This is a genomic window from Candidatus Allofournierella excrementavium, from assembly GCF_048526665.1.
Lineage (GTDB): Bacteria > Bacillota > Clostridia > Oscillospirales > Ruminococcaceae > Allofournierella_A > Allofournierella_A excrementavium.
In genome coordinates, this window is the sequence record NZ_DBGFPE010000006.1 from 12,636 (window position 1) to 35,104 (window position 22,469).

Below are 22,469 nucleotides of genomic sequence, written 5' to 3' on the forward strand. Positions count from 1 at the left end.
AGTTGGTTAGTCTTGGCTAACCACGGTACAGGATACCACACTCTCCTCCTCTTTGTCAAGGGAAAATGCGGGAGGGCGGCCCGGCGCAAACGGGCAGCGGCCGGGCGCATCCCTCCCGATGGCACGGGGGCGGGCGGTTCAGCTTTGCACGGAGGGCAGGCTGACCAGCAGGCAGAAGCGTCCCTGATCGGCCCCGGCCTGCAATGTTCCGCCGCACCGCTGCGCGATCTCCCGCATGCCGGGGATGCCGAAGCCGTGGGCGGCGCGGTCCGCCTTGGTGGTGGCAAGATCCGGGTCCACCGGGCCGGAAACGGGGTTTTCCACCCGCAGCATGAACAGACCCTTATCCTGCCGGCAGCGCAGGCGCACCCAGGGGTCGGGGCAGCGGGCCGCGCCCTCCCGGGCGTTGTCCAGCGCGTTGCCCAAAAGGGCGCAGAGGTCGGTGTCCGACAGGGGCAGCGAGGAGGGCAGCTGGGCCTTGAAATCCGCCCGCACGCCCGCCTGCTCCAGCTCCGCCGCCTTCACCGCCAGCACCACGTTGGCCGCCTCGTTCTCGCAAAAGCGCACGGGGCCTTGCAGCCCTTCCTGGCGGCCCAGCTCGTCCAGATAGGCGCAGGCCTCCGCCCAGCGCTTTTGCTCCATCAGCCCGCCCAGCACCGAGAGGTGGTTGCGCAGATCGTGGCGCAGCTGGCGCACCTGGCTCTCCCGGGCGCGGAGGGCCTGATAATAGGCCTCCCGCAGAGAGGCCAGCCGCCGGGCCTGTTCCAGCGTTTCGTGCTCGGCCAGCACGAGGATGGCAAAGAGCAGCAGCACCGAGGTGGCCAGCGCCACCGGCAGCACCGCAAGGCCCATTTTCAAGGCGAGACCGTCCACCTGGGGCGAGGGTTCCGCCCCGCCGGTGAGCAACACCACCGCCGCCAGCGAGCACAGGGGCATGGCCGCAAGGCCCAGCACCAGCCGCCACAGCCGGGGCGAAAGGCTCACCGGCTGCTCCGGCAGGCGTTTTTTCAGCACGAGCCACACCCCGGTCAGCGCCGCGGCGCGCAGCATGAGGGAGAACACGTCGCTGGTGAAGCCGCCCCAGAGCACCTCCGCCGCGTAGTTGTCGATGAGGGCGCTCAGCGACATGATGAGGCAGAAGAGGATGACCCCCACCGCCAGCCGCCCCGCAAGGTCGCCCCGGGTGCAGAGCAAAAACGCCGCCAGGAACACCGGCAGCGCGTAGAGCAGGTTCGGGTCCCCCACCCAGATGGGCAGGCTGCCCATGTAGCCCAGGCCCACCAGCATCAGCGCTTTCTGCCACCGGCGGCCCCGCAGGTCGGCAAAGGGGCGGCAAAGCAGAAAGGCGGGCGCGCCGATGCAGGCGGAGCAGGCAAGGCTCAGAAAAATCAGAAGCAGTTCATCCATCGCGTCAGTCCCCCAGTTCCGCCCGGGCCATGGCCAGCAGCGCCCCCTGCCGGCAGGAGCGGCTCACCGGCAGCGAAGCGCCGCCCGCGAGATAGACCTCCGCGCCCTCCAGCCGCTCCACTGCCGCCGCCCGCACCAGATACCGCTGATGCACCCGCACAAAATCCGCCCCCAGCTGGGCGGCCACGTCGTCCAGCTTGCCGTAAAAGGTATACGAACGGTCCGCCGTCACGCAGGTCACCTGCCGCCGGTCGGAGGAAAAGTAAAGTATCTTTTGCAGGGGGATGCGGTAATACACCTCGCCGCTGCGGCAGACATAGGCCCGCTCCAGCGCGCGGCACAGCGCCGCCCCGGCCCGGTCCAGCATCTCCTCCAGCGCCTCGGGGGCCGGGGGCTTGAGCAGATAGCCCAGCGCCCCCACGCCGTAGCCGTCGAACACACGGTCGGCATGGCCGGTGACGAACACGATCTGCAGCCCCTCGTCCGCCGCCCGCAGCCGCCGGGCGGTCTCGATGCCGTCCACCTCGCCCATCTCCAGGTCCAGGAACACCAGGTCCAGCTCCCCCGCGTGGCCTTCCAGCCAGCGCAGCAGGTTCTCCCCGGCGGAAAATTCAAAGAACGCGGCAGTGATGCGGCGCTTTTCCGCCGCGCGCTCCAGCGCGGCCCGCAGCACCAGCCGGGCGTCGTACACGTCGTCACAGATGCCGATGCGAAGCACGGCGCTCCCCTCCTTTCCGGGTTTCTGCGGGTATTGTACCACGGCGGGGCCCGAAGCGCCAAACCAAACTTGACGGCAGAGCCGCCAAATTTTACATGCTCCGCCCCCGCCGCGCAAAAGCTGGCCCCGCCCAGCCCGAATTTGACCGCCCCGTTTGCGCCGCCGGGCCGCCGGCGTTACCCTCAAAGCAGAGGGCCGGGCGTTTTTTCGGCCCCGGAAAGGAAGGAACACGACATGCTCACGGTGAAAGACCTTTACAAATCCTACCGGGTGGGCGGCTCCACCTACGACGTGCTGAGCGGGGTGAGCCTGACGGTGAAAAAAGGCGAGTTCGTGGCGGTGATGGGGCCCTCCGGCTCCGGCAAGACCACCCTGCTCAACTGCATCTCCTGCTACACCCCCGCCGACTCCGGCAGCATCCTGCTGGACGGGGTGGAGCTGGCCCGGCTGAAGGAGGACGAACTGGCCGGGGTGCGCAACCGGAAACTGGGCTTCGTCTTTCAGGATTTTCTTTTGCTGGACGGCCTCTCGGTGCGGGAGAACATCCTGCTGCCGGCTATTTTGAGCGGGCACATCAACAGCACCGCTGAGGCCCGGGCGGACCAATTGTGCGATGTGTTCGGCATCGGCGGCATCCGGGACAAATACCCCGCCGAGATCTCCGGCGGCGAAAAGCAGCGCACGGCGGTGGCACGGGCGCTCATCAACCATCCGCTGCTGGTGCTGGCGGACGAACCCACCGGCAACCTGGACTCCAAGTCCGCCCGGGCGGTCATCCGCACCTTTGAGCAGGCCCGGCAGGCGCTGGGGGCCACCATTTTCATGGTGACCCACGACTCCTACGCCGCCTCCCACTGCGACCGGGTGGTCATTTTGCAGGACGGCCGGGTGCGCCGCACGCTGGAAAAGGGCGGCATGGAGCGCAGCGCGTTTCAGGACCTGCTGCTGGACGCCATCCGGGAAATGGGAAAGGAGTGAGCCGCCGTGAACAGCTTTACTTCCGTGTGGGCCCGGCTGCGCAGCCGCGGCCGCAGCCGTTACGCCCTTTTGGCCGGGTGCTGCTTTTTTTCCACGCTGCTCATCACCGCCTACGCCCTGATGATGCGCGCGCCCACCATCCTTGAGGTGCTGCCCGAGGGGGGAGACAGCCGCAAGCAGGTCATCATGGTCTTTGCACTGGCGGTGCTGGGCTGCGGGGTGTTCACCGCCTACGCCGCCGGGCTGTTTTTCCGCCAGTGCTCCCGGGAGACGGGGGTGTTTCTGGCGCTGGGGGCCAGCCGGGGGCAGGTGCAGGCGCTGCTGCTGCCGGAGGTGTGCGTGCTGGGACTGACCGCCTGCGGGGCGGGGGCTGTGCTGGGCGTGCCGCTGGCCTTCGGGCTGTGGCAGCTGTTCCGCGCCTTTGTGGTGGACAGCGGCGAGATGCCCCTGCGCTTTGACTTCGGCGCGCTGGCCTGGCCGCTGGCCTTTGCCGCCTACACGGTGCTCATGCTGCTGTGGATGGGCCGGCGCTCGGTGCACAGGGCCAGCATCATGGAGGTGGTGCGCCAGAGCCACACCGCCGAGCCGGTGCGGGCGGTGCCCCGCTTCTACGGCTGGCTGGGCATCCTGCTGACGGCGGCGGGCTGCCTGTGCGGCTATCTCGTGCCCACCATCTGCGTGCGGTGGCTGCACTGGTATGCCCCCGCCATTTTCACCGCGCCGTTCTATCTGCCCGCGCTGGCGGGGCTGTATATGATGCTGCTGCACACGGTGGTCAACGGCTGGGGCCGCAGAGCCGCCTGGCACCGGGACATCCTCTCGGTGTCCATGATGCGCTTTGAGGGCCGCCAGACGGTGCGCAACATGCTGGTGATGACGGTGCTCATCGGCGGGGCGTGCTTCGCGGGCTTCTATGCGCCCATGCTGGGCACCGGCTCCATGCTCAGCTACGACGCCCGCCCGGTGGACTTCGCCTTCCATTACCGGGCCGACCAGGACATGCCCCAGAAGGACGAGGTGCTGGCGCTGGCCGAAGAGCACGGCGTGGAGGTGACCCATTGGGCCGAGGCGCCCATGGCGCGCCTGGGGGTGGACGGCGAGCACGACGTGGAGACCGAGGGCCCGCTGGGCACCACCTGGGAGGCCGTGTACAGCGAGCTGAATTCCTCGGAGCTGTTTTTGTCCGAGAGCGGCTGGAACGCCCTCACCGGCGAGAGCGTGGACATCGCGCCGGGGCAGGCCGCGGCGGTACTGGACGCTTCCGGCAGCAGCCAGGGCAGGTTCTCCCCCGGCATCAGCCTTGTGACCAACACCGTCACCGACCGGCGCCTGCCCGTCAGCGCCGCCGCACCGCTGCGCAGCGACATGCTGTTCGGGCATTTCGTGCTGGACGACGGCGACTGGGCCGCGATGACCGCCGGCCTGCCCGGCGACTGGCGGGAGCAGATGGTCTTTTTTGACGCGGCGGAGGGCGGCGATGAATACGCCTTTGCCAAGGCGCTCTTCAACGAGATCGTGGACCGCTCCGGCCCGGAGGTGGCTCTGCACAGCGGCTGGGACCCGGTGGTACGCCAGCGCTATATCGAGGAAGAGGGCTCCTATTTCCTGGACCGGGAGACCCTTTTGGCAAACGGCGAGAGCGCCATCGACTACGCCCTGCGGGACAGCTCCGAGTTCCGCCTGTTCTGGCAGTACATGCCCCAGTTCCGGGCGCTGGACAAGGCGGACTTTGTGCGCACGCTGGCGGTGTTTCTGATGCTGTTCCTTTTCATCAGCACCGTGTGCTTTGCGGCGGCGGCGGTCATCGGTTTCGTGCGCAGCCTCACCATCGCGCTGGAAAACCGCCGGGTCTACGGCGATCTGCGCCGGCTGGGCGCGTCGGCGGACTGGATGCGCCGCTCGGCCCGCAGCCAGGTGCGGCGGGTGTTCACCGTGCCCACCGCCGCGGGCATCGGCCTCATGTACGCCTTTTACGGCATGATCATGTTTTTCAACGACGGCAGTTTCACCGCCGGGGAGCTGGCGGGCCTTGTCAGCTGCCTTGGGCTGGCGGCGGCGGTGGCCGCGGCGCTCTGGTGCGTGTACCGGCTGGCGGTGCGGGGCGTTTTTCGTGTGCTGGGGCTTTGACGCGCCGTTGACATCCGGCCCGCCGCGTGGGATACTTATAGCAAAACTGCGCCTGCGCGCGAAGGAGGCCCCATCATGGCACATCCCCAAACTTCCTGGCCCGAGCGGTATTATGAAGAGTTTGACCCGGAAAGGCGGCGCAGGCTGCTGGACGAGGCCATGGCCGCGGGCGAAGGCGACGCGGCGGAAAATGAGATCCGCCGCAGGCTGTGGGAACTGCGCTATGTGCAGCCCCGGAAGAACGCCCCGCTGGCGGACCGCTACATCGCCCTGTGGCTGTCGCTGGACCACTGGCGCAAGGTGGGGCTCGCCCCCCGTCAGGTGCGCGCCGCCCGCAAGGAGCTGGAAAAGATGACCGGTCTTTTGCAGCCGGAGGGCGACGCGGGCCTTGTGCAGCCGCTGCTGCACAGCGAGCTGATGCACGCGGTGCGGCTGTATCTGACCACCTGCGTCCAGAGCAACTACGGCACCATGCTGATGGGCATGATGCGCATGAAGGACGAGCAGATCGTCGGCAAGGCGGCAAAGGAAGTGGCGGAGGTGACCCTGACGGTGCCCCGCTGGGCGGGCATGGACGATGCCTTCGCCCCCCTTGCCCCCGCCGCCCGGGAGGCCTTCGCCCTGGTGTTCCCCGCCGGGACCGAGGCGCTGGAACGCGCCTTTGCCCAGTGCGGGCAGGCCGAAGCGTGAGCACAACGAAAAACAAACAGGACCTCCGGCGGAGGTCCTGTTTTTGTTTGCGGCCCTTGAGTGACGTCATCACTGAAAAAAGCCGCGTTTGGGGGTATACTAAACTCAAACAAAAGGAAAGGAGCTGACCGGTATGGCAGCCATCAACATAAACGCAGAACAATTCAAGCAGAGCGCCGCGGGGGACAAGCCCCTTCTGGTGGACTTCTGGGCCCCCTGGTGCGGCTACTGCCGGCGCATCGGCCCTGCCTATGACCAGATCGCCGGGGAGTATTCCGACCGGCTGACGGTGGCCAAGGTGAACATCGACGAGGACGGCCAGCTGGCGAAGGACGCGGGGGTGGAGGTCATCCCCACCCTGGTGCTCTACCGTGACGGCAAGGCGCTGGGCTCCATCGTCGCCCCCGACTCCAAGGCGGCCATCGACCGGTTCATCCGGGAGACGCTGGAGCAGTGAGGAGACACCGAACATGAGCGACACCCATGTTTACGATATGATCGTGGTGGGCGGCGGCCCCGGCGGCTACACCGCCGCCCTCTATGCCGCCCGGGCCGGGCTGGACACGCTGGTGCTGGAAAAGCTTTCGGCGGGCGGGCAGATGGCCCTGACCGACGTCATCGACAACTACCCCGGCTACGAAGAGGGCATCGACGGCTTCACCCTGGGGGAAAAGATGCAGCAGCAGGCCCAGCGGTTCGGCGCAAGGACCGAGTACGCCCAGGTGGAGCGGGCGGACCTGACCGCCAGCCCCAAGGTGCTGCACACCAGCGAGGGCGATTTTTACGCCCGCACCGTGGCGCTGGCCACCGGGGCCGACCCCCGGCAGCTGGGGCTGGAAAATGAGGCGGCCCTCACCGGCCGGGGCGTGGCCTACTGCGCCGCCTGCGACGGCATGCGCTACAAGGGCAAGACCGTTGTGGTGGTGGGCGGTGGCAACTCCGCGGCGGAGGATGCCCTGCTGCTGAGCCGCATTGCCGAAAAGGTGATTTTGGTCCACCGCCGGGACACCCTGCGGGCCACGAAGGTCTATCACCAACCGCTGATGGATGCCGAAAACGTGGAGTTCCGCTGGAACAGCACCGTCACCGAACTGCTCCACGACGACAAGCTCACCGGCGTGAAGCTGCGGGACGTGAACACCGGCGAAGAGACCCTTCTGCCCTGCGACGGGCTGTTCGTCAGCGTGGGCCGCAAGCCCGCCACCCAACTGGCCGAGGGCCAGCTGGAACTGGACGGGAGCGGCTACATCGTGGCGGACGAGACCACAAAGACCAGCGTGCCCGGCGTTTTTGCCGTGGGCGACGTGCGCACAAAACCTCTGCGTCAGGTGGTCACCGCGGTGGCCGACGGGGCCATGGCGGTGCACATGGCCGAGGAATATCTGGCGGGCGGCGCGTGAGCGCCCCCAAGCCAAAAAGCACACCCCGGACTGCCCGCGGTGTGCTTTTTCATTTTGTTCCGATTGCCAGACGGCGCCGCCCGTGCTATGATGAAGCTGCGGGCGGCCGCAGCCGCCCCGCCAAAACGCGCCGGGAGGAGTCAGCGCCATGATCATTCTCATCGCGGGGGCATCCCACACGGGAAAGACCGCCCTTGCCCAGCGGCTGGTGAAGCGGTACGGCTGCTTCTGCCTTTCCCTCGACCATCTGAAGATGGGCCTCATCCGCAGCGGCCGCACCCGCCTGACCCCTCTGAGCAGCGACCGCGAGCTGACCGAACTTCTGTGGCCGGTGGCCCGGGAGATGGTCAAGACCGCCATCGAAAACGGGCAGGACCTCATCGTGGAAGGGTGCTACATCCCCTTCGACTGGGCGAAGGACTTTTCCGAAAAGTACCTTGCCCACATCCGATACCGCTGCCTTGTGATGAGCGAAAGTTACATCCGCGCCCATTACGGGGACATTCTGGCCCATGCCTGCGACGCGGAGCGCCGAACGAGCGACGACTGCACCCTGGAGGGCCTTCTTCGGGACAACGCCCTGGCGCTGGAGGCCTGCCGCGAGCACGGCGCCGAGTACATCCTCATCGACAAGGACTATTCTGTTGATTTTTGAAAAGGAGGCGTTTTCATGCCCCGCGCTGACGTGACACAGATGCCCTTTGCAAAGCTCTATCCCCTGCTGGTGGCCAAGGCCGTGAAGAAGGGCCGCACCCGGGAGGAAGTGGACCGGGTGACCGGCTGGCTCACCGGCTATACGCCCGGGGACCTGGCCCGGATGGAGCAGGACGGCACCAGCTACGGCGACTTTTTCCGGGGCGCTCCCGCCATGAACCCCGCCCGCACTCTTGTCACCGGCAAGGTGTGCGGCGTGAAGGTGGAGGACATCGAAGACCCGCTGATGCAGGAGATACGCCGTCTGGACAAGCTGGTGGATGAACTGGCCAAGGGCCGCCCCATGGAGAAAATTCTGCGGGGCTGAGCGCCTGCCGCAGATAAAAAAGGCCGCACGGTTTTCGTGCGGCCTTTTCCCTTTATTTCAGTTCCCCCGACAAAATGCGGCGTCTTAGGTCCAGCACCTTTTCCTCGATGCGGGCCATCACCTCCAAGAACGCGCCGTCTTCCCGGCCGGTGGGGTCATCCAGGCCCCAGTCCTCCCGGTGGGCGCAGGGCAGGAAGGGGCATTTGACCCCGCAGCCCATGGTGACCACGACATCCACCGGGGGCAGTTCCGAGAGGGGCTTGTTGTGCTGGGTCAGCTCCATGTCCACGCCGTGGACCTGCTTCATCAGGCGCACCGCGTCGGGGTTTATCCTCGCGCCGGGCTCGGTGCCGGCGGAAAAACTCTCGAACACGTCCGCGGCCAGCTTTTTGCCCAGCGCCTCCGCCATCTGGCTGCGGCAGGAATTGTGCACGCAGAGGAAGGCCACCTTCGGCTTTTTGCGGCGGGCGGCGCGCTCCGTCTTTTCGTCCCGGGCCGGGCCTTCCATCGGCGCTTTGCAGGGCAGACATTCTTCTCGGTCCACGCTCATTCTCCCCTTTTCTTATTGCTCAATTTCATAGGGCCAGGTGTTGATGCCGCCAAACTCGCACACATCGGTGTAGCCCAGTTCCGCCAGCGCGGCGGCCGCGGTCTTGCTTCGGTTGCCGCTGCGGCAGTAGACCAGCACCGTGGCGCTCTTTTCGGGAATGACGGCGGCGGCGGTGTCCTCGTCGATGGAGCCCACCGGCAGCAGCACCGCCCCGGGGATGTGGCCCTCGTCGTATTCGCTTTGTTCCCGCACGTCCAGCACCACCGCGTCCCCGGCGTCCATCATCTCTTTGGCCTCTTCCTGGCTGATCTGCCGGTAGGCGGCATCGGCTTGCTGCCCGCAGCCCGCCAGCACAAGAAGGCAAAGGGCAAGCAGCAGGGCAAGGAATCGTTTCATCTGTGGACCTCCCAATGGAACCGGGCCGGGGCCGGGCGGCCCCGCCGGCGTTTTTTCGTTTCTCTATCATACCGTCCCCGGCGCGGGTCTGTCAATCTTCGGCCAAAGGCAAAAACATCCGGCTCCCGCCGAACACGGGAGCCGGATGCTTTTATTTCTTTTCCACCGGAAGCCAGACCTCGCAGTAGTAGTCCTGGTGCTGGGTGCCGCGTTCGAACCTGCTGGCGTCGCTGTACAGCTCCACGTTGATGCCCGCGGCGATCTTGTAGTCGGGGTTCGTGGGCAGCCACTGGGAGAAGATCTGCTGGTTCAGCCCCTGCAGCGCCTGGGGCATGCGCCCGGTGCAGGGGAACACCGCCCAGGTGTGGGCCGGGATGGTGCGGGTGACAAAGCCCTCCGGCACCTCGGCGGCGGGGTCGTAGTTGTCCGCGATGAGATACTCGAACTCGCTGCCGCCCATGCTCTCGTCCAGGTTGATGCCGTAGACCCCGCGCACCACTTTGCCGCCGCCCGCGGCAAAGTGCTGGGCCCAGAACCGGGGCACCGCCTCCGCACCTTCCTCGTACTTGAATTTCTTTGCCCGGCAGAGCACGGTGAACGCCTCTTTTTTCATGATCTTGCAATCCATGTTTTGACCACCTTCCAATGTCACTTTGATCCGAAGCGGAGCAAAGGAACGGGCCGCGCCTCCGCTTTTTCGCAGTGCGGCAGGTGTGAGCCCATGGAAGCGGGCAAAGGCTTTGGTGAAGCTGTCCGGCGAGTCGTAGCCGAATTCCAGCGCGATGTCGATGATCTTCCGGTCCGTCGTGAGGACCTCCAGCCCGGCGGCGGAAAGCCGGCGCTGGCGGATGTAGTCGCCCACCGTCATGCCGCACAGCATGGCAAAGCCCTTTTGAAAATAAAAGGGCGAAAGGGCCGCCTGCCGTGCGATGTCCCCGATGGTCAGCTCCTCCCGGAGATGCTGCTCGATATACCGGACCGCCGGAGGGATGCTCTCTACCCAGTCCATTGGTCACACCCTCCTTCTGGCTCCAGCATACCGGAAAGCGGCCGTCCGCGCCCGATTTTCCGTGCTCATCTTTGTCCGGCGGCCTTTCCTTTGAGGGTGAACTCCTGCACGGGGCAGCCGAACTCCTCCCCCAGCTTCCCTTCCGAAAAGCCCATGCGCCTGTAAAACGCCCGGGCGGCGGCGCCCCGCGGGTCGCCCTCCCGGTAGGTGGTCACGGTGACGGTGCTGCCTGCGTCCATCCGCGCCAGCATGAAGTCCACCAGCCGCCGGGCGATGTGCTGCCTGCGGCTGGCCGGGTCCACCGCCAGAAAGCAGAGCATGCTGTTTTCGTTTGAGAACAGCAGTGCCCCCAGGATGCGCCCCTCTCCCGCCGCGCAGACCGCGGAGGACTTTTCGATGAAGCGGAGCACCGCGGCCCGGTGCTCCGCCAAGGCCGCCTCAGTCTCAAGGCCCGGGAAGTCCGCCTTCACCCGGTCCACCAGCTCCATCCAGGCGTCGATGTCCTCCGGACGGGCCAGCCGGACCGCCGTTTGCTGTTCTTTCGTTTTTTGCCGCGCCGACCGCTCCATGTTTCGTTTCCTCCTTCGGCTTGCTGCTCTCAGTATAGCACAGGGGAAGGCGCGCTGTCTTTCCCGGGCGCAAAAAAAGGGCCGCGCCCCAGCGGGCAGAACGCCCGCCGCGGCGCGGCCGGTTTGCTTTTTTTACAGAGAAGTGCCGGTGATGGAATACGTCGCCCTGGCCAGGTCGGCGTGGAGGGAGACCCACTCCCCGCCCTTGCGCCAGGTCAGCTCCAGGGTGCTGCCCTCGCCGCCGATCTCCAGCTCGCTGTCGAAGCCAAAGGCCGGGTGGGTGCTGCGCAGGCGCAGCAGGTCCAGCTGTTCGAGCACACAGGGATTTTGCAGCAGGCCGTCGATGGCCTCCGGCGGGATGTTGGTGCGGTTTATCTCCTTGTGGCCGCCGGGGCCGGCGCGGCGCACCGCCTCGTGGTCGTTTTTGCCGCAGAACAGGTCCAGATACCACACCTGGGGCTTGCCGGGCATGAACATCTGGATGGCCCGGGCCAGCGCCATTTTGGCGTCGTCCTCGCCCAGGGCGCTGTAATAGGTGGCGTTCACCTGATAGTACATGTTCTTGGCGCCGTGCAGGTCCTTGACGTAGCCGCCCCGGGCCACCACCGCGTCGATGAGGCCCTGGATGCGCTCGTCGGGCATCAGGCCCTTCAGGTCCAGCAGAGGGATGCCGTCGTGGCAGCCCAGCATGTTCACCACACGCAGGCCGCCCGCCTGGATTTCGCCCGCCCAGCGGCGCAGATAGTCGGCGTTCTTGTGCTCAAAGGCGTCGATCAGCAGCCCCGGCAGGAAGAAGTCGTAGGTCATGTAGCCTTTTCGGGCGATTTTTTCGTAAATTTTCTCGCCGTAGCTGGCGTGTATCTCGGGCAGCAGGTCCAGATCGTACTTCTTCGCCAGCTCGTCCACCTTGGCCAGCAGGTCCCAGGTGCCCGGCTCGTTGAGGAAGTTCTTCTCCCCCACCGCCTTGGGCGCGTAGGCGAAGGCGTCCAGCCGGACGATGCGCGCGCCGTAGCCCGCCAGCGTCTTGAGGGTGTCGTCGTAGAACTGCCACACCAGCGGCGAGCGGATGTTCAGATCCATCTGGCCCAGGTATTCCCGGTGAGCCTCCAGCCAACCGCACACAGTCTGCTTTTCCCCTTCGAAGCCGGTGAAGTCAAGTTCGGCGGGGGTCTTGCCCTCCGCCAGGGCCGGGGCGATGCGCTGGTGCAGGCGCAAAGCGCGGGTGTACTGCAGGCCGCTGGCATGCATCAGCTGCTGCACTGTGGGCACCTGATAATCCACCTGCTGATAGAAGGTGTTCCAATAGGGCACGTCCCGCCCGTCGGGCATGCGCACCATCAGGATGGGCAGCCCCGGCTTGCGGAAGAACATGCGGTCCAGATGTTTTTTGTCCGGGAGGATGTAGCCCTCCTCGGTCATCTCCCCTTCGCCCTTCCAGAACTCGTTCCAGTCGATGAAGAAATCCTTGTAGGGCGAGTCGGGGTCATGGACCATGCTCTGGAACTGGGGGCTGAGCACCGAGGCGTGGTTCAGCACGAAGTCCAGCTTGAGATCCAGCCCCAGGGCGCGCAGCGCGTCCAGATCCTCCCGCCGGGCCAGGTCCTCGCTGAGGGAGTAGTCCACCACCGAGAAGCCCCGGTCCAGGTCGGTGTTGAAGACGCTGGGCAGGATGTAGAAGGAGGAGAAAACGTTCTTGAGTTCATCGCGGCTCAAAAAGGCCACGATGTCCGCCAGTTGGCCGCCGATGCTGTCCGGATAGGCGTTGAGCATCGGCCCGCTCGACAATTCTTTCATCGCCGCTCACCCCCGTGCCATCAGTTCGCGGTACTGCCCGTAGGTGAGCAGGTCGCCGTTTTTGGCCACGATGATGGCCGCCTTGTGGGCCGCCGATTCAAGCAGGCGCTGCTCGATCTCCAGCACCATGGTGGTGAAGGGATGGTCCACGCCGCCGTCCCGGTTGCGGCTGCGGCGGTGCTCCAGCGTCTCCTGGGGGGTGCTGTTCAGCAGGATGGGCAGGTCCACCCCGGAAAAGCCGTCGCTGTTGCCGTGGGTCCACTCGATGATGAGCACCTTTTTGTCGGAAAAATCCACCCGGTCGTACCACAGGTCCAGCGGGGTGCGGCCCATGCGCTTGAGATAGATGCTCCCGGCGCCGTTCTTGAACCGGGAAATGATGTCGCTCAGCTGGGCGAAATCCTGCTCTTTGTCGCTGCCAAGATAGCCCGCCAGCGCCTTTTTCCCTTCCTGCTGGTAGACTTGCAGCCAGGGACGGCCGGCAGCCTGGGCCGGATCGCAGTCCACATCCTGCCGCTGCAGGTCCAGCAGCTCGTTCTTCACCTGCTCGGTGTACAGCCCGCTGCCCACAAGGCCCTTGAGGGCCCCGCAGCGGAACACCCGCAGCCGCTCGGCGTCGTTCTGGGCGGGGATGCGGTGGGGGTAGTTGTCGCCGCTGAGCACATAGCAGCCGAGGCCGCCGTCCTGCAAAGCCTGACCCAGCAGGCTGGCGATCTCGCTTTTGCCCACGCCGCTGCCGCCGCACACGCAGACGACCGCGCGGCCGTGGGGGTTGGCAGCCCGGATGGGCTCCAGTTTTTCCAGCAGCACCGGCAGGATGCGGGCCGCTTTGGTCCGGTGGGAATCGTTGATCTCCACCTTATCGCCCGGCATGTCGCCGTGCATAATGGTATTCGTGTTCATACTCTTCTCCTTATGAGCATGCCCGCCCTGCTGTGTGCGGGGCCGGGACGCGCCATAAGCGCACGGCGGAACACACCGCCGTGCTTTGAGAGCACAGGCGATGCGCTACACCGATTCCCGATCCACCCGCGAAACGGGCAGGATGGTTTTTACGGGCACGGTTTCTCCCCTCAATTTGCGCAGGATGCCATCCACTGCATACTCGCACATCTGTTCCAGCGGCTGATGGATGGTGGTCAGCGGGGGGGTTGTCAGGCTGGCGATGTCCACATCGTCAAAGCCGACCAGGCTGACGTCCTGCGGGATGCTGCGGCCCATTTTGCCGCACTCCTGGATCACCTGGGCCGCCATTACGTCGCTGGTGGCGAACACGCCGTCGATCTCCGGGTGCGCCCGCAGCGCCGCCCGGATGGTGCCGCGGTAGTCCCGCGCGGCGAACTGGCTCTCGTCGGTGGTCACCACGATGGGCTCCACCCCCGCCTGGCGGCAGGTGTCCAGAAATCCGGTGACGCGCAATTCGCCGGGCAGCTGCACCTTGGGCTGGCCGGGAAAGACTGCGATGCCTTTGCGGCCCCGGTCCAGCAGGCACCGGGCAGCCAGCACGCCGCCCTGGTAGTTGTCGCACATGATGGCCGGTATCTTGTCGGAGATGGAGCGCTCCAATGTTACCACCGGTAGCGAATCGTCCAGGATGTCGGCCAGCTCGCCGGTGCGGGTGCAGAGCACGATGCCCGCCACCTTGTTGGACTTGAGCATCTCGATGTATTCGATCTCGCTTTTGCGCTCCCGTTTGGAATTGCACACCATGATCTTGTAGCCCTGGCGGGCGGCGTATTTTTCCAGGTAGTGGACGCAGGCGGAAAAATACGGATGCAGCAGCGAGGGCACAACGACCCCCACGACCTTGCTCTGCTTTTTGTACAGCGCCCGCGCCAGCTCGTTGGGCTGATAGTTCAGCGCCCGCATGGACTCATACACCTTCTGGCGGGTCTTTTCGCTGATGTAGCCCCGATTGTTCAGCACGCGGGAGACCGTGGTCACCGTGACGCCGGCATGCAGCGCCACATCTTTGATCGTTGCCATACTGCAATCACTCCTGCCTTGCAAAGCTCGTTTGCCATTATTATACAGCGCAAAGCGGCAGGAGGGAAGATGCCCCGCCGCCACTTTGCGGGGCCCGGCGCGGCGGCAGAGCCTTTGTCAGCCCTTGATGCCGCTCATGGCCAGCGACTGGATAAACTGCTTCTGGAACAGAAGGAAGATTACAAACACCGGAATGGTCATCAGGGTGGCGAAAGCGAAGATCTGGCCCCAGAAGATGTACACGTCGGTGGACAAGGCACGCAGCGCCAGAGGCAGGGTGCGGTAGGTCTCGTCACGGGTGACCAGGGTGGGCCAGAGCAGATCGCCCCAGGAGCGGATGAAGCCCATGATGGCCACGGTGGCGATGATGGGTTTGGACAGCGGGAACATGATGTGCCAGAAGATGCCGGCGTAGCTGTCGCCGTCCACGATGGCGGCCTCCATCAGTTCCTTGGGCATGCCCTTGAAGTGGTTGTAGTAAAGGAACATGAACATGGGATAGGCCACCGTGGGGATGGCCAGGCCGATGTAGGAGTTGAGGATGCCCAGCTCGTTGGCCACCAGGAAGCGGTTGATGATGACCGCCTCGGTGGGGATGACCGACAGGGCGATCACCAGCGAGATGACCAGCCGCTTGCCCTTGAACTCCAGCATGCCCAGGGCATAGCCGATCATGCCGTTGATGATGGTGGCCACGCCCACATAGATCACGGCCACCACGGCGGAGTTCTTGAAGAACTTGAGGAAGTCCACCTTCTGGATGACGGCCACGTAGTTGTCCAGCGAGAGTTCGCCCACCGGCAGGAACGCCTTGAAGGTGGACATGTCGGCCACGATCTGGGTGTCGTTCTTCAGCGAGGACACCACCAGATAGACGATGGGCGCGATGAACAGAAAGGCGATCAGCACATAGCCGATGTAGTGCGCCAGGAGCGAGAACATTTTTCTCTGTTTGCTTGCTGCAGTGGTCAATCGTCTCACTCCTTTCCGATGATGTAGTTCTGGATCTCAGAGATCACGAACACGATGATGAAGAACACCACGGCGATGGCGGAAGAATAGCCCACCTGCTGGTTGATGAAGCCGGATTTGTACAGCAGGTAGACCACCGAGGTGGTGGCGTTCTGCGGGCCGCCGTTGGTCAGCACGTAGACCTGGGTGAACAGTTTCAGCGTGTTGATGGTGGTGGAGATGAGCACATAAACCAGCGTGTTTTTCAGCATGGGCACGGTGATGCGCCAGAACTTCTGGAAGGTGTTGCAGCCGTCCAGATAGGCCGCCTCGTACAGTTCCTCGGGGATGTACTGCAGGCCGCCCAGCACGATGAGCATCTGCAGGCCCAGAGACTGCCAGATGTACATCACCGCGATACAGAACATGGCCCAGTGGGTGTCCTGCAGCCAGCGCTGAGGCTCCAGGCCGAACAGCTGCAGCGCGGAGTTCATCAGACCGGACTCGCTGGAGGAGAAGATGAAGGACCACACCACCGCCACAACGGTCATGGTGACCACCTGGGGGCTGAAGTAGATGGTGCGGAAGATCTTCACGCCCCGCAGCTTGCTGTTCACGAACACCGCCAGCAGGGTGCCCAGCAGGATGGTGGTGGGCACCACCATCACGGCGTAGAGCAGGGTGTTCATGAAAGCCTGATGGGCCAGATCGTTGGTGAACAGCTTGATGTAGTTGTCAAGAAAGGTGAATTGCAGGGGCTCGCCCGGCTTCTGCACCAGCATCTTGTTGGTGAAGGAATAGACCACCGACATGCAGAAGGGCACGATCATGAAGATGGCCACGCCGATCAGCGCCGGGGCGCTGAACAGCCAGCCGGTGAGCGCCTCCTGGGTGCGGGTCTTCATGCCCTTGAAGTGAAGTTTTTTCAACCAGTTTCACATCCTTTATGAAGAAGAAAAGGGGGAGCGCCGGCGGCGCTCCCCCTTCCAGTGTTACTCGTTATTCCAGCCGTTCTCAACGATGATGTCGTCGATGGACTGGGCGGTCGCGGTCAGGGTCTCACCGGCGTCCGCACCGGCGATGATGTCAGCAATGGCAGACTGCATAGCGCTGTAAATGGTCATGTGGGCAGGGGTCAGAGGCCGCTGCACAGCGATGTTGGCCTCCAGCTGCTCGCGGTACAGGTACAGCCGGCCGCCTTCCTGCAGCTCGGGGTCCTGCTCCATCACAGACAGGCGGGAGGGGATGGCGCCGTTCACGTCGGTCACCATGTTGATGTACTCGGGGTCCATGCTCTTTTCCATCACGCTCCAGACAGCGTCGGCCACGCCGTTGTCCACGGCGGCGGTGGTCATGGCCCAGACGGTGGAACCGGTGCAGGTGTACACGCCGTTGCCGAAGTCAGGGATGGGGATGATGATGGCGTCGTCGCCCAGAGCATCCACATGCTGGGTGTACATCCAGTGGCCGGTCAGGGACAGCGCGCTCTCCTTGCGGCCGTAGAAGGCATCTTCATAGTCGCAGGCGGCGTTCACATAACCCTGGTCGATCATCCAGGAGATGTAGTCGAAGGCGGCGATGCTGGCTTCGCTGTCCAGCGCGCCCTCGGTGAGCATGGTGTCGCGGTTCATGTAGTCACCGCCGAAGCTGACCACGAAGGGCATGTAGGTGTAGTACAGGGAGGAGGGGTTGTTCTGACGCAGGTACATGGGGTACTCCACGCCGCTGGCCTTCAGCTTGGCCAGAGCATCCTCAAACTCTTCCTTGGTCCAGGCATCGGTGTAGCTGGTGGGGATGCGCACGCCAGCCTCTTCCAGCATGGACTTGTTGGCCCACAGAGCCAGGCCGGAGTCGAACTGCGCGGTGGAGACCATCTTGCCGTCGTAGGTGGACTCGGCGATGACGGACTGCAGCAGGTCGCTCTTCAGATCGTCGCTGATGTACTCGTCGATGGGCTGGATCATGCCGGTCTCATAGTAGCCGGGGATCAGCAGGTAGTCGGCCACGATCATGTCGGGGGCGTCGCCCACCACGGGCGCGACCTGCAGCTTGCTGTCCAGCTCGTCCTTGGGATAGTACTCGTCGTTGATGGTGATGCCCAGCTCGGTCTCCATCTTGTCGAAGGTCTCGCGGTAGACATCGTCCTCCGCGCCGGAGCTCACCCACACCTTGATGGAGGTGGCGCCGGCAGTGCTGCCGCTGGAAGTCTGGGCAACGGAACCGGTGGATTCATCGGAGCCGCCGCAGGCCGCCATCAGCACCGTCATGGACAGAGCCAGAGCGCCGGCCACGACCCGTTTCATCATTTTCTTCATTTGGATACTTCTCCTTTCAAAGCAACATCCGTCTTTTTTCGGTCAAGCGATTGACATATTTTGCAAGAAAAAATCATCAGAACAGAAGGACCGGCGGGGGCAGTAAATCCCTCCTGCTCCGCCTTTCTTCCGCTCATCTGTCGATTTCGCTTTTCCCTTGAGCACGTCTTAATTATAAAACCGCAAAGAAAAATGTCAACCGGTGGACATAAATTTCATTGTATCATCCAAAGAGGTCACCATTCCTTTGTGCGTTATCACCAACCGCCCTGTTCGTTGTCCCCCTCGGGGCAGACGAAAAGGCTGCGGAAGGCGTCCAGTTCCTCCTTCGAGGCGCCCAGTTCCAGCAGATATTCCTCCGCCGAGCCGTACTCCTTTTCCAGAAAAGCGCGCAGCATGCGCATGTTGTGCACGTTGGAGCCGGAGATGTCGGTGGTGAGGCCCTCCAGATAGAGTTCGCTCACCGTGTAGTCCGCCAGGATGTCGGCCCATTCCACCCCCGCCAGCGCCAGCAGCAGCATGGTGAAAACGCCGGTGCGGTCCTTGCCGGCGGCGCAGTGGAACAAAACCGCGCCGTCGCACGCCAGCAGCGCCCGGAAAGCGCCCAGGATGGCCTCGCCCCCGTGGCGCAGCATCAGCCGGTACATGCGGTAGAGACTCCTGGTGCTTTTGACCTCGCCGTTGATGGGCAGCTTGTCCATGGGGAAGTCGCCCAGTAGGGGAAAGTTCAGGTTCTGCACACCGGGGATGGCCACGTCCGGCCGCGCCTGAACTTCATGGGGATAGCGCAGGTCCAGCACCAGCCTGATGTTCCTGCGGCGCAGCCGTTCCACATCCTCGGGGGAAGCGTCGGCCAGGGCGGCACTGCGATAGATGCGGTTCCACCGGGTCACGCCGCCGGGGCAGGCAAAGCCCCCCAGGTCGCGGAAGTTCATCACCCCGTCCATGGGGATGCGCCGGACCATGCTCATTTGTCGCTCTCCTTTCGCACCAGCGGGTCACGGGAAGTTTTTGCGTTGCCGAAGAAGAAAAAGAAGTCCTGCAGTTCGGTCTCCATCATGGCGTCCTTCGCGAGGTACTCCTTGGCCGCCGCCAGCTGGGCGGAGGCGTCGTAGGGCACCTGGCGCAGGGAGATCTCGCCGTTTTCGATGACGGCGTACTGGGCCGTTTTTTCCGGGTCGTCCGGCCGGCGGTAGGACACGCTGCCCGGGTTCAGCCAAAGCCGGTCGCCGGAGAGCCAGTGCGCCGCCTGCCGGTGAGAGTGGCCGAAGATCATGCAGCGGCGCACGCCGTCGGGCGCGGCGGGCGCGTGCTCGGCCCAGAACTGGTCGAACAGGAAGCGGCACTCCACGGTGGAGTAGTCGCTCTTGTACTGATGCTGGACCAGATAGCGCACTCCGTCCGCCTCGAAGGACTGGTGGATGGGCAGCGTGCGCAGGAACTCGATGTCCTCCCCGTCCATCTTGAGGCAGTTGTCGTGAGACCACTTGAAGTCATGGCCTTTCTTGGTGCGGTATTCACCGCTGTCGTAAATTTCCGTGAGAAGCTTGTCGTGATTGCCCTGCACCAGCACCGCGCCGGGAACCGAGCGCGCCAGGGCGATGGTCTCTTTGGGCGCGATGCCGTAGTCCACATAATCGCCCGCGCACACCAGCAGGTCGAACCCCTGCTCCGCCCGCAGCACTTCCCGCAGCGCCCAGACGTTGCTGTGCACGTCCGAGATCACCAGAACCTTCATTTCCGTATCCCCCTTCGGTCAGCCAAATATCCGACGCGCCCCGGCGGCAGTCCGTCCGCTGGTGCGTCACAGATGTAATTCTAACCCCGGCACCGTCAAAGTGCAAGAGGGGCACGCGGGCTCTCCCCTGCCCGCGCAGCGTGCCGAAAGCCCCCGAAAGTGCCGCAGCAGCGGGCTTTTCCCGGGAAAAGCCCGCTGCGAAAAAGGGCAAAAAAAGGCAGCGCCTTCCCTGCCGGGAGGCGCTGCGCTTCGTTTTGCTCAAAAGCCCAGACTGATGGCCACCAGGAACATGCCGTAATAATAGGTGGCCAGATTTGCGGCGTGCACCGCCGGGTGGGAGGTGCGGTAAAAATAAAGGAACAAGATCAGCAGGTCCGACACCCAGAACAGGGCCGCGCCTGCCAGCACCAGAAAGCACCAGGGCTGGCCCAGGCCCGCCGCCAGCTGGAACCCCTTGCCCAGAAAGGCGGAGACGAAAGCCGCGTAGACCGCCGCCATGGGCAACAGGCGGCCGAAGCGCATGCCGGGCAGGCGGCTCAGCGCCAGCACCCCCAGCGCGCCGGCGGCGGCAGCCACAGGCACCGGCCAGCCCACCGGCTGCAGGCGGCACAGCCCCCACACGAACAGCCCGTGCCCCGCCAGAAAACACACGCCGCCCGCCACGAACCAGGGCAGCCTGCGGCGGCGGTTGTAGACGGCCAGCAGCACGTCCCCCGTCACGCAGCAGCCCAAAGCGGGCGCAAGGTGCACGAAGGCCTCGGGCCGGCTGCCCAGCTTGGCGGACACGCCCGCCACCGCCACAAACAGCAGGCTGCACAGAATTTTTTCTGCCAGATAGCTTTTGCGGGCGGAACAGGCTTTTCGGATGAGCAGGCACAGCGCGGCAGTGTAGGCCAGCAGCATGCCCGCGATCAGGGCGGCGTTCACAGGGCGGTCCCCTCCTTGTTTTCATTGCGCTCTTGTGCGCGGGGGCGGGTCGCTTCATTTCTTTAAGGATAGCACATCACCGGGGGTCCTGTCTGCCCGCCGCGGCGGCCGATTCTTGTATCTGCCCCGCAGTTCTTCACCGCGCCTGCGGCGGCGGCTGGCGGGTCTCGATGTCCAGAAAGCGGCGGCGGTACTCCGAGGGCGGGATGCCCATGATGCGGGCGAACACCCGGGAAAAATAGTTCGGGTCGTTGAAGCCGCAGGCGCACGCCACGTCCGCCACCGGCAGCAGGCTGTAGCGCAGCATGCCCTTGGCCTGCTCCACCCGCACCTTGTTCACATAGGTGCTCACGTTCACCCCGGCGTGCCGCTTGAACAGGTGGCTGAGGTAGCTCTCGCTGCAATGGCAGAAGCGCGCCAGCTCGGGCAGCGAGACGTGCTGGGTGCAGTTGATGTGCACATATTCCACCGCGTGGGAGAAGATGGTGTCCTCGCTGGAATTCTGGTAGCGCCGGGCCATGTTGGGGGCGGCGTGGGTGTTGTTCAGCGCCTGATAGGACTGGCCCAGGTGCCCCGCCACCAGCTGCAGCTCCACCAGCAAATCGTCCACCGGGATGGTGGGCGTGGCGATGTTTGCGGCATAGAGTTCCAGCGCCCGTTCGGTCTCCAGCCCCTCGCTGCAGCGGCAGGCGTGGGCGATGCACCAGCGGGTGCGGGCCTCGTTGGTCTGGAAAAAGCCGGCGTTCACCGTGCCCAGCAGCAGATCGCCGGAATACACCGGCACCACATACTCCCCCAGCCCCGCGTGGCAGACGCCGAAGAAAGGCTTTTGGGTGCGCAGCAGCTTGTCGTGCATCTTGCGTATCATGGAAAGGCAGACGTGGAAGCGCTCCGGCTCGCTTTTCATGTACAGGCATAAGGGGTTGGTGTGGGCAAGGAAGGGGTCCAGCGCCTCCGACAGGTCCTTGTTGATGTGGATGAAGCCGCCGAAGTCCTTCACGCAGATCTGGACGTTGTACTTGTCCCGGATGAACTGCAGATAATCCCCCACGCTCTGGTACGGGTTTGCCATCCTTTTTCCCTCCTTTGCCGGGCCGTTTCTCTGCATCCAGTGTAGCCCATCTTTCGCTCAGCGTCAACAACTTAGTGCAGAATAATCCAGAAGCAAAGCAAAACAATCATGGCGGCGGGCCGCATTTGCTGTTAGAATGGAGACAAATCAAACAAAAAGTTTCTTCTTTTTCTTGATTTTTTATGTTTAACGGGAAAACAGGCGAATCCTTTTGCGGGCAAGGCCCTGTTCAAGTGGAATAATCTGCTCTCAACAAAGGTGTGTGGAAGCATGAAAGAGTTATACACCGATCTGGCCGTGGTGGGCGGCGGCCCCGCCGGCGTCTGTGCGGCGCTGGAGGCCGCGCGCCTTGGCCTTGAGGTCGTGCTCATCCAGAACCGCCCGGTGCTGGGCGGCAATTCCAGCAGCGAGATCCGGGTGTGGACCCGGGGCGCTGTGGGCGCTGGCAACCTGTTCAGCGAGGAGATGGGCGTGCTGGGCGCGCTGAAGATGCGCAACCTCTACACCAATCCCGACGGCAACCCCCTGTTCTGGGACGACGTGCTTCTGGACGCGGTGACCAGTCAGCCGGGCCTGACCCTTCTTCTGAACACCGACGTCACCGAAGTGGAGGTGCGGGACCGCAGACTGCTCTGGGTGCAGGGCAGCCAGCAGGCCAGCGAGCGCACCTGGCGGGTGCACGCCAAAATGTTCATCGACGCCACCGGCGACGGGTCGGTGGGGGCGAGGGCGGGCGTGCCCTACTGGATCGGCGAGCATCTGTTCCGCAAGGACGCTGCTCCCGAGCCCACCGCACTGCTGGGCAGTTCCATCCTCTATTA

At 64.4% G+C, this 22,469-nt stretch carries 23 protein-coding genes and 1 pseudogene; 8 read left to right on the forward strand and 16 right to left on the reverse strand.

All coding sequences use genetic code 11. The annotated features are described in order from the left end of the window. Window positions 1–138: 138 nt before the first annotated feature. Window positions 139–1,407, reverse strand: a complete 1,269-nt coding sequence (locus tag ACMI1Q_RS01960; protein WP_419502623.1) for a sensor histidine kinase — start codon at window positions 1,405–1,407, stop codon at window positions 139–141. A 4-nt stretch (window positions 1,408–1,411) separates the two neighbouring features. Next, on the reverse strand, window positions 1,412–2,125 hold the full coding sequence (locus ACMI1Q_RS01965) for a LytR/AlgR family response regulator transcription factor (RefSeq protein ID WP_419502624.1): 714 nt from the start codon (window positions 2,123–2,125) through the stop codon (window positions 1,412–1,414). 234 nt (window positions 2,126–2,359) lie between these two features. On the opposite strand from ACMI1Q_RS01965, the gene ACMI1Q_RS01970 reads away from it, so the two are divergent. From ACMI1Q_RS01970 to ACMI1Q_RS02000, 7 genes are all read left to right on the forward strand, one after another. Continuing rightward, window positions 2,360–3,103, forward strand: coding sequence for an ABC transporter ATP-binding protein (locus tag ACMI1Q_RS01970; protein WP_419502625.1), 744 nt, complete (start codon window positions 2,360–2,362; stop codon window positions 3,101–3,103). A 6-nt stretch (window positions 3,104–3,109) separates the two neighbouring features. Next, window positions 3,110–5,230 (forward strand): FtsX-like permease family protein, encoded by a 2,121-nt coding sequence (locus tag ACMI1Q_RS01975; RefSeq protein ID WP_419502626.1) that lies wholly within the window; start codon window positions 3,110–3,112, stop codon window positions 5,228–5,230. 75 nt (window positions 5,231–5,305) lie between these two features. Next, window positions 5,306–5,920 (forward strand): DUF6553 family protein, encoded by a 615-nt coding sequence (locus tag ACMI1Q_RS01980; protein ID WP_419502627.1) that lies wholly within the window; start codon window positions 5,306–5,308, stop codon window positions 5,918–5,920. A gap of 133 nt (window positions 5,921–6,053) precedes the next feature. Further along, window positions 6,054–6,377, forward strand: coding sequence for a thioredoxin family protein (locus ACMI1Q_RS01985; protein ID WP_177521593.1), 324 nt, complete (start codon window positions 6,054–6,056; stop codon window positions 6,375–6,377). 13 nt (window positions 6,378–6,390) lie between these two features. Further along, a complete protein-coding gene (gene trxB, locus ACMI1Q_RS01990; protein WP_419502628.1) occupies window positions 6,391–7,320 on the forward strand; it encodes a thioredoxin-disulfide reductase in 930 nt (309 codons plus the stop codon). A 148-nt stretch (window positions 7,321–7,468) separates the two neighbouring features. Then, entirely contained in the window at window positions 7,469–7,975 is a 507-nt protein-coding gene (locus ACMI1Q_RS01995; protein WP_419502629.1) for an AAA family ATPase, read from the forward strand. Between the two features lie 15 nt (window positions 7,976–7,990). Then, a complete protein-coding gene (locus tag ACMI1Q_RS02000; protein ID WP_419502630.1) occupies window positions 7,991–8,341 on the forward strand; it encodes a DUF2200 domain-containing protein in 351 nt (116 codons plus the stop codon). 52 nt (window positions 8,342–8,393) lie between these two features. Here ACMI1Q_RS02000 and ACMI1Q_RS02005 read toward each other — a convergent pair whose 3' ends face one another. From ACMI1Q_RS02005 to ACMI1Q_RS02070, 14 genes are all read right to left on the reverse strand, one after another. Then, entirely contained in the window at window positions 8,394–8,849 is a 456-nt protein-coding gene (locus ACMI1Q_RS02005; RefSeq protein ID WP_419502678.1) for an arsenate reductase ArsC, read from the reverse strand. A 54-nt stretch (window positions 8,850–8,903) separates the two neighbouring features. Next, the gene (locus ACMI1Q_RS02010; RefSeq protein ID WP_419502631.1) at window positions 8,904–9,287 is read right to left on the reverse strand and encodes a rhodanese-like domain-containing protein; all 384 of its coding nucleotides are present in this window, start codon (window positions 9,285–9,287) and stop codon (window positions 8,904–8,906) included. A gap of 151 nt (window positions 9,288–9,438) precedes the next feature. Beyond that, on the reverse strand, window positions 9,439–10,296 hold the full coding sequence (locus ACMI1Q_RS02015; protein ID WP_419502632.1) for an AraC family transcriptional regulator: 858 nt from the start codon (window positions 10,294–10,296) through the stop codon (window positions 9,439–9,441). A 65-nt stretch (window positions 10,297–10,361) separates the two neighbouring features. Next, window positions 10,362–10,865 carry a GNAT family N-acetyltransferase gene (locus tag ACMI1Q_RS02020; RefSeq protein ID WP_419502633.1) on the reverse strand — a complete coding sequence of 168 codons (504 nt, stop codon included), beginning with the start codon at window positions 10,863–10,865 and terminating at the stop codon, window positions 10,362–10,364. 132 nt (window positions 10,866–10,997) lie between these two features. Continuing rightward, complete coding sequence (locus ACMI1Q_RS02025) at window positions 10,998–12,659, reverse strand: glycosidase (protein ID WP_419502634.1); 1,662 nt, start codon at window positions 12,657–12,659, stop codon at window positions 10,998–11,000. A gap of 6 nt (window positions 12,660–12,665) precedes the next feature. Next, a complete protein-coding gene (locus tag ACMI1Q_RS02030; RefSeq protein ID WP_419502635.1) occupies window positions 12,666–13,562 on the reverse strand; it encodes an adenylylsulfate kinase in 897 nt (298 codons plus the stop codon). 105 nt (window positions 13,563–13,667) lie between these two features. Then, window positions 13,668–14,645, reverse strand: coding sequence for a LacI family DNA-binding transcriptional regulator (locus tag ACMI1Q_RS02035; protein ID WP_419502636.1), 978 nt, complete (start codon window positions 14,643–14,645; stop codon window positions 13,668–13,670). A 117-nt stretch (window positions 14,646–14,762) separates the two neighbouring features. After that, on the reverse strand, window positions 14,763–15,617 hold the full coding sequence (locus tag ACMI1Q_RS02040; protein ID WP_394978582.1) for a carbohydrate ABC transporter permease: 855 nt from the start codon (window positions 15,615–15,617) through the stop codon (window positions 14,763–14,765). A 5-nt stretch (window positions 15,618–15,622) separates the two neighbouring features. Then, window positions 15,623–16,525 carry a carbohydrate ABC transporter permease gene (locus ACMI1Q_RS02045; RefSeq protein ID WP_419502637.1) on the reverse strand — a complete coding sequence of 301 codons (903 nt, stop codon included), beginning with the start codon at window positions 16,523–16,525 and terminating at the stop codon, window positions 15,623–15,625. 63 nt (window positions 16,526–16,588) lie between these two features. Continuing rightward, window positions 16,589–17,911: a sugar ABC transporter substrate-binding protein gene (locus ACMI1Q_RS02050; RefSeq protein WP_330058541.1), complete on the reverse strand. Its 1,323-nt coding sequence runs from the start codon at window positions 17,909–17,911 to the stop codon at window positions 16,589–16,591. Between the two features lie 257 nt (window positions 17,912–18,168). After that, entirely contained in the window at window positions 18,169–18,882 is a 714-nt protein-coding gene (locus ACMI1Q_RS02055; RefSeq protein WP_419502638.1) for a tyrosine-protein phosphatase, read from the reverse strand. Continuing rightward, window positions 18,879–19,649, reverse strand: coding sequence for a metallophosphoesterase family protein (locus ACMI1Q_RS02060; protein ID WP_417026496.1), 771 nt, complete (start codon window positions 19,647–19,649; stop codon window positions 18,879–18,881). The genes ACMI1Q_RS02055 and ACMI1Q_RS02060 overlap by 4 nt, the downstream gene beginning before the upstream one ends. Window positions 19,650–19,907: 258 nt before the next feature. After that, window positions 19,908–20,576, reverse strand: a complete 669-nt coding sequence (locus ACMI1Q_RS02065) for a lysoplasmalogenase family protein (protein WP_177521822.1) — start codon at window positions 20,574–20,576, stop codon at window positions 19,908–19,910. Window positions 20,577–20,712: 136 nt separating this feature from the next. Further along, the gene (locus ACMI1Q_RS02070) at window positions 20,713–21,648 is read right to left on the reverse strand and encodes a helix-turn-helix domain-containing protein (protein ID WP_419502639.1); all 936 of its coding nucleotides are present in this window, start codon (window positions 21,646–21,648) and stop codon (window positions 20,713–20,715) included. A 270-nt stretch (window positions 21,649–21,918) separates the two neighbouring features. Here ACMI1Q_RS02070 and ACMI1Q_RS02075 point away from each other — a divergent pair. Further along, window positions 21,919–22,356: pseudogene (locus tag ACMI1Q_RS02075) on the forward strand (FAD-dependent oxidoreductase); the annotation flags it as partial. Between the last annotated feature and the right edge of the window lie 113 nt (window positions 22,357–22,469).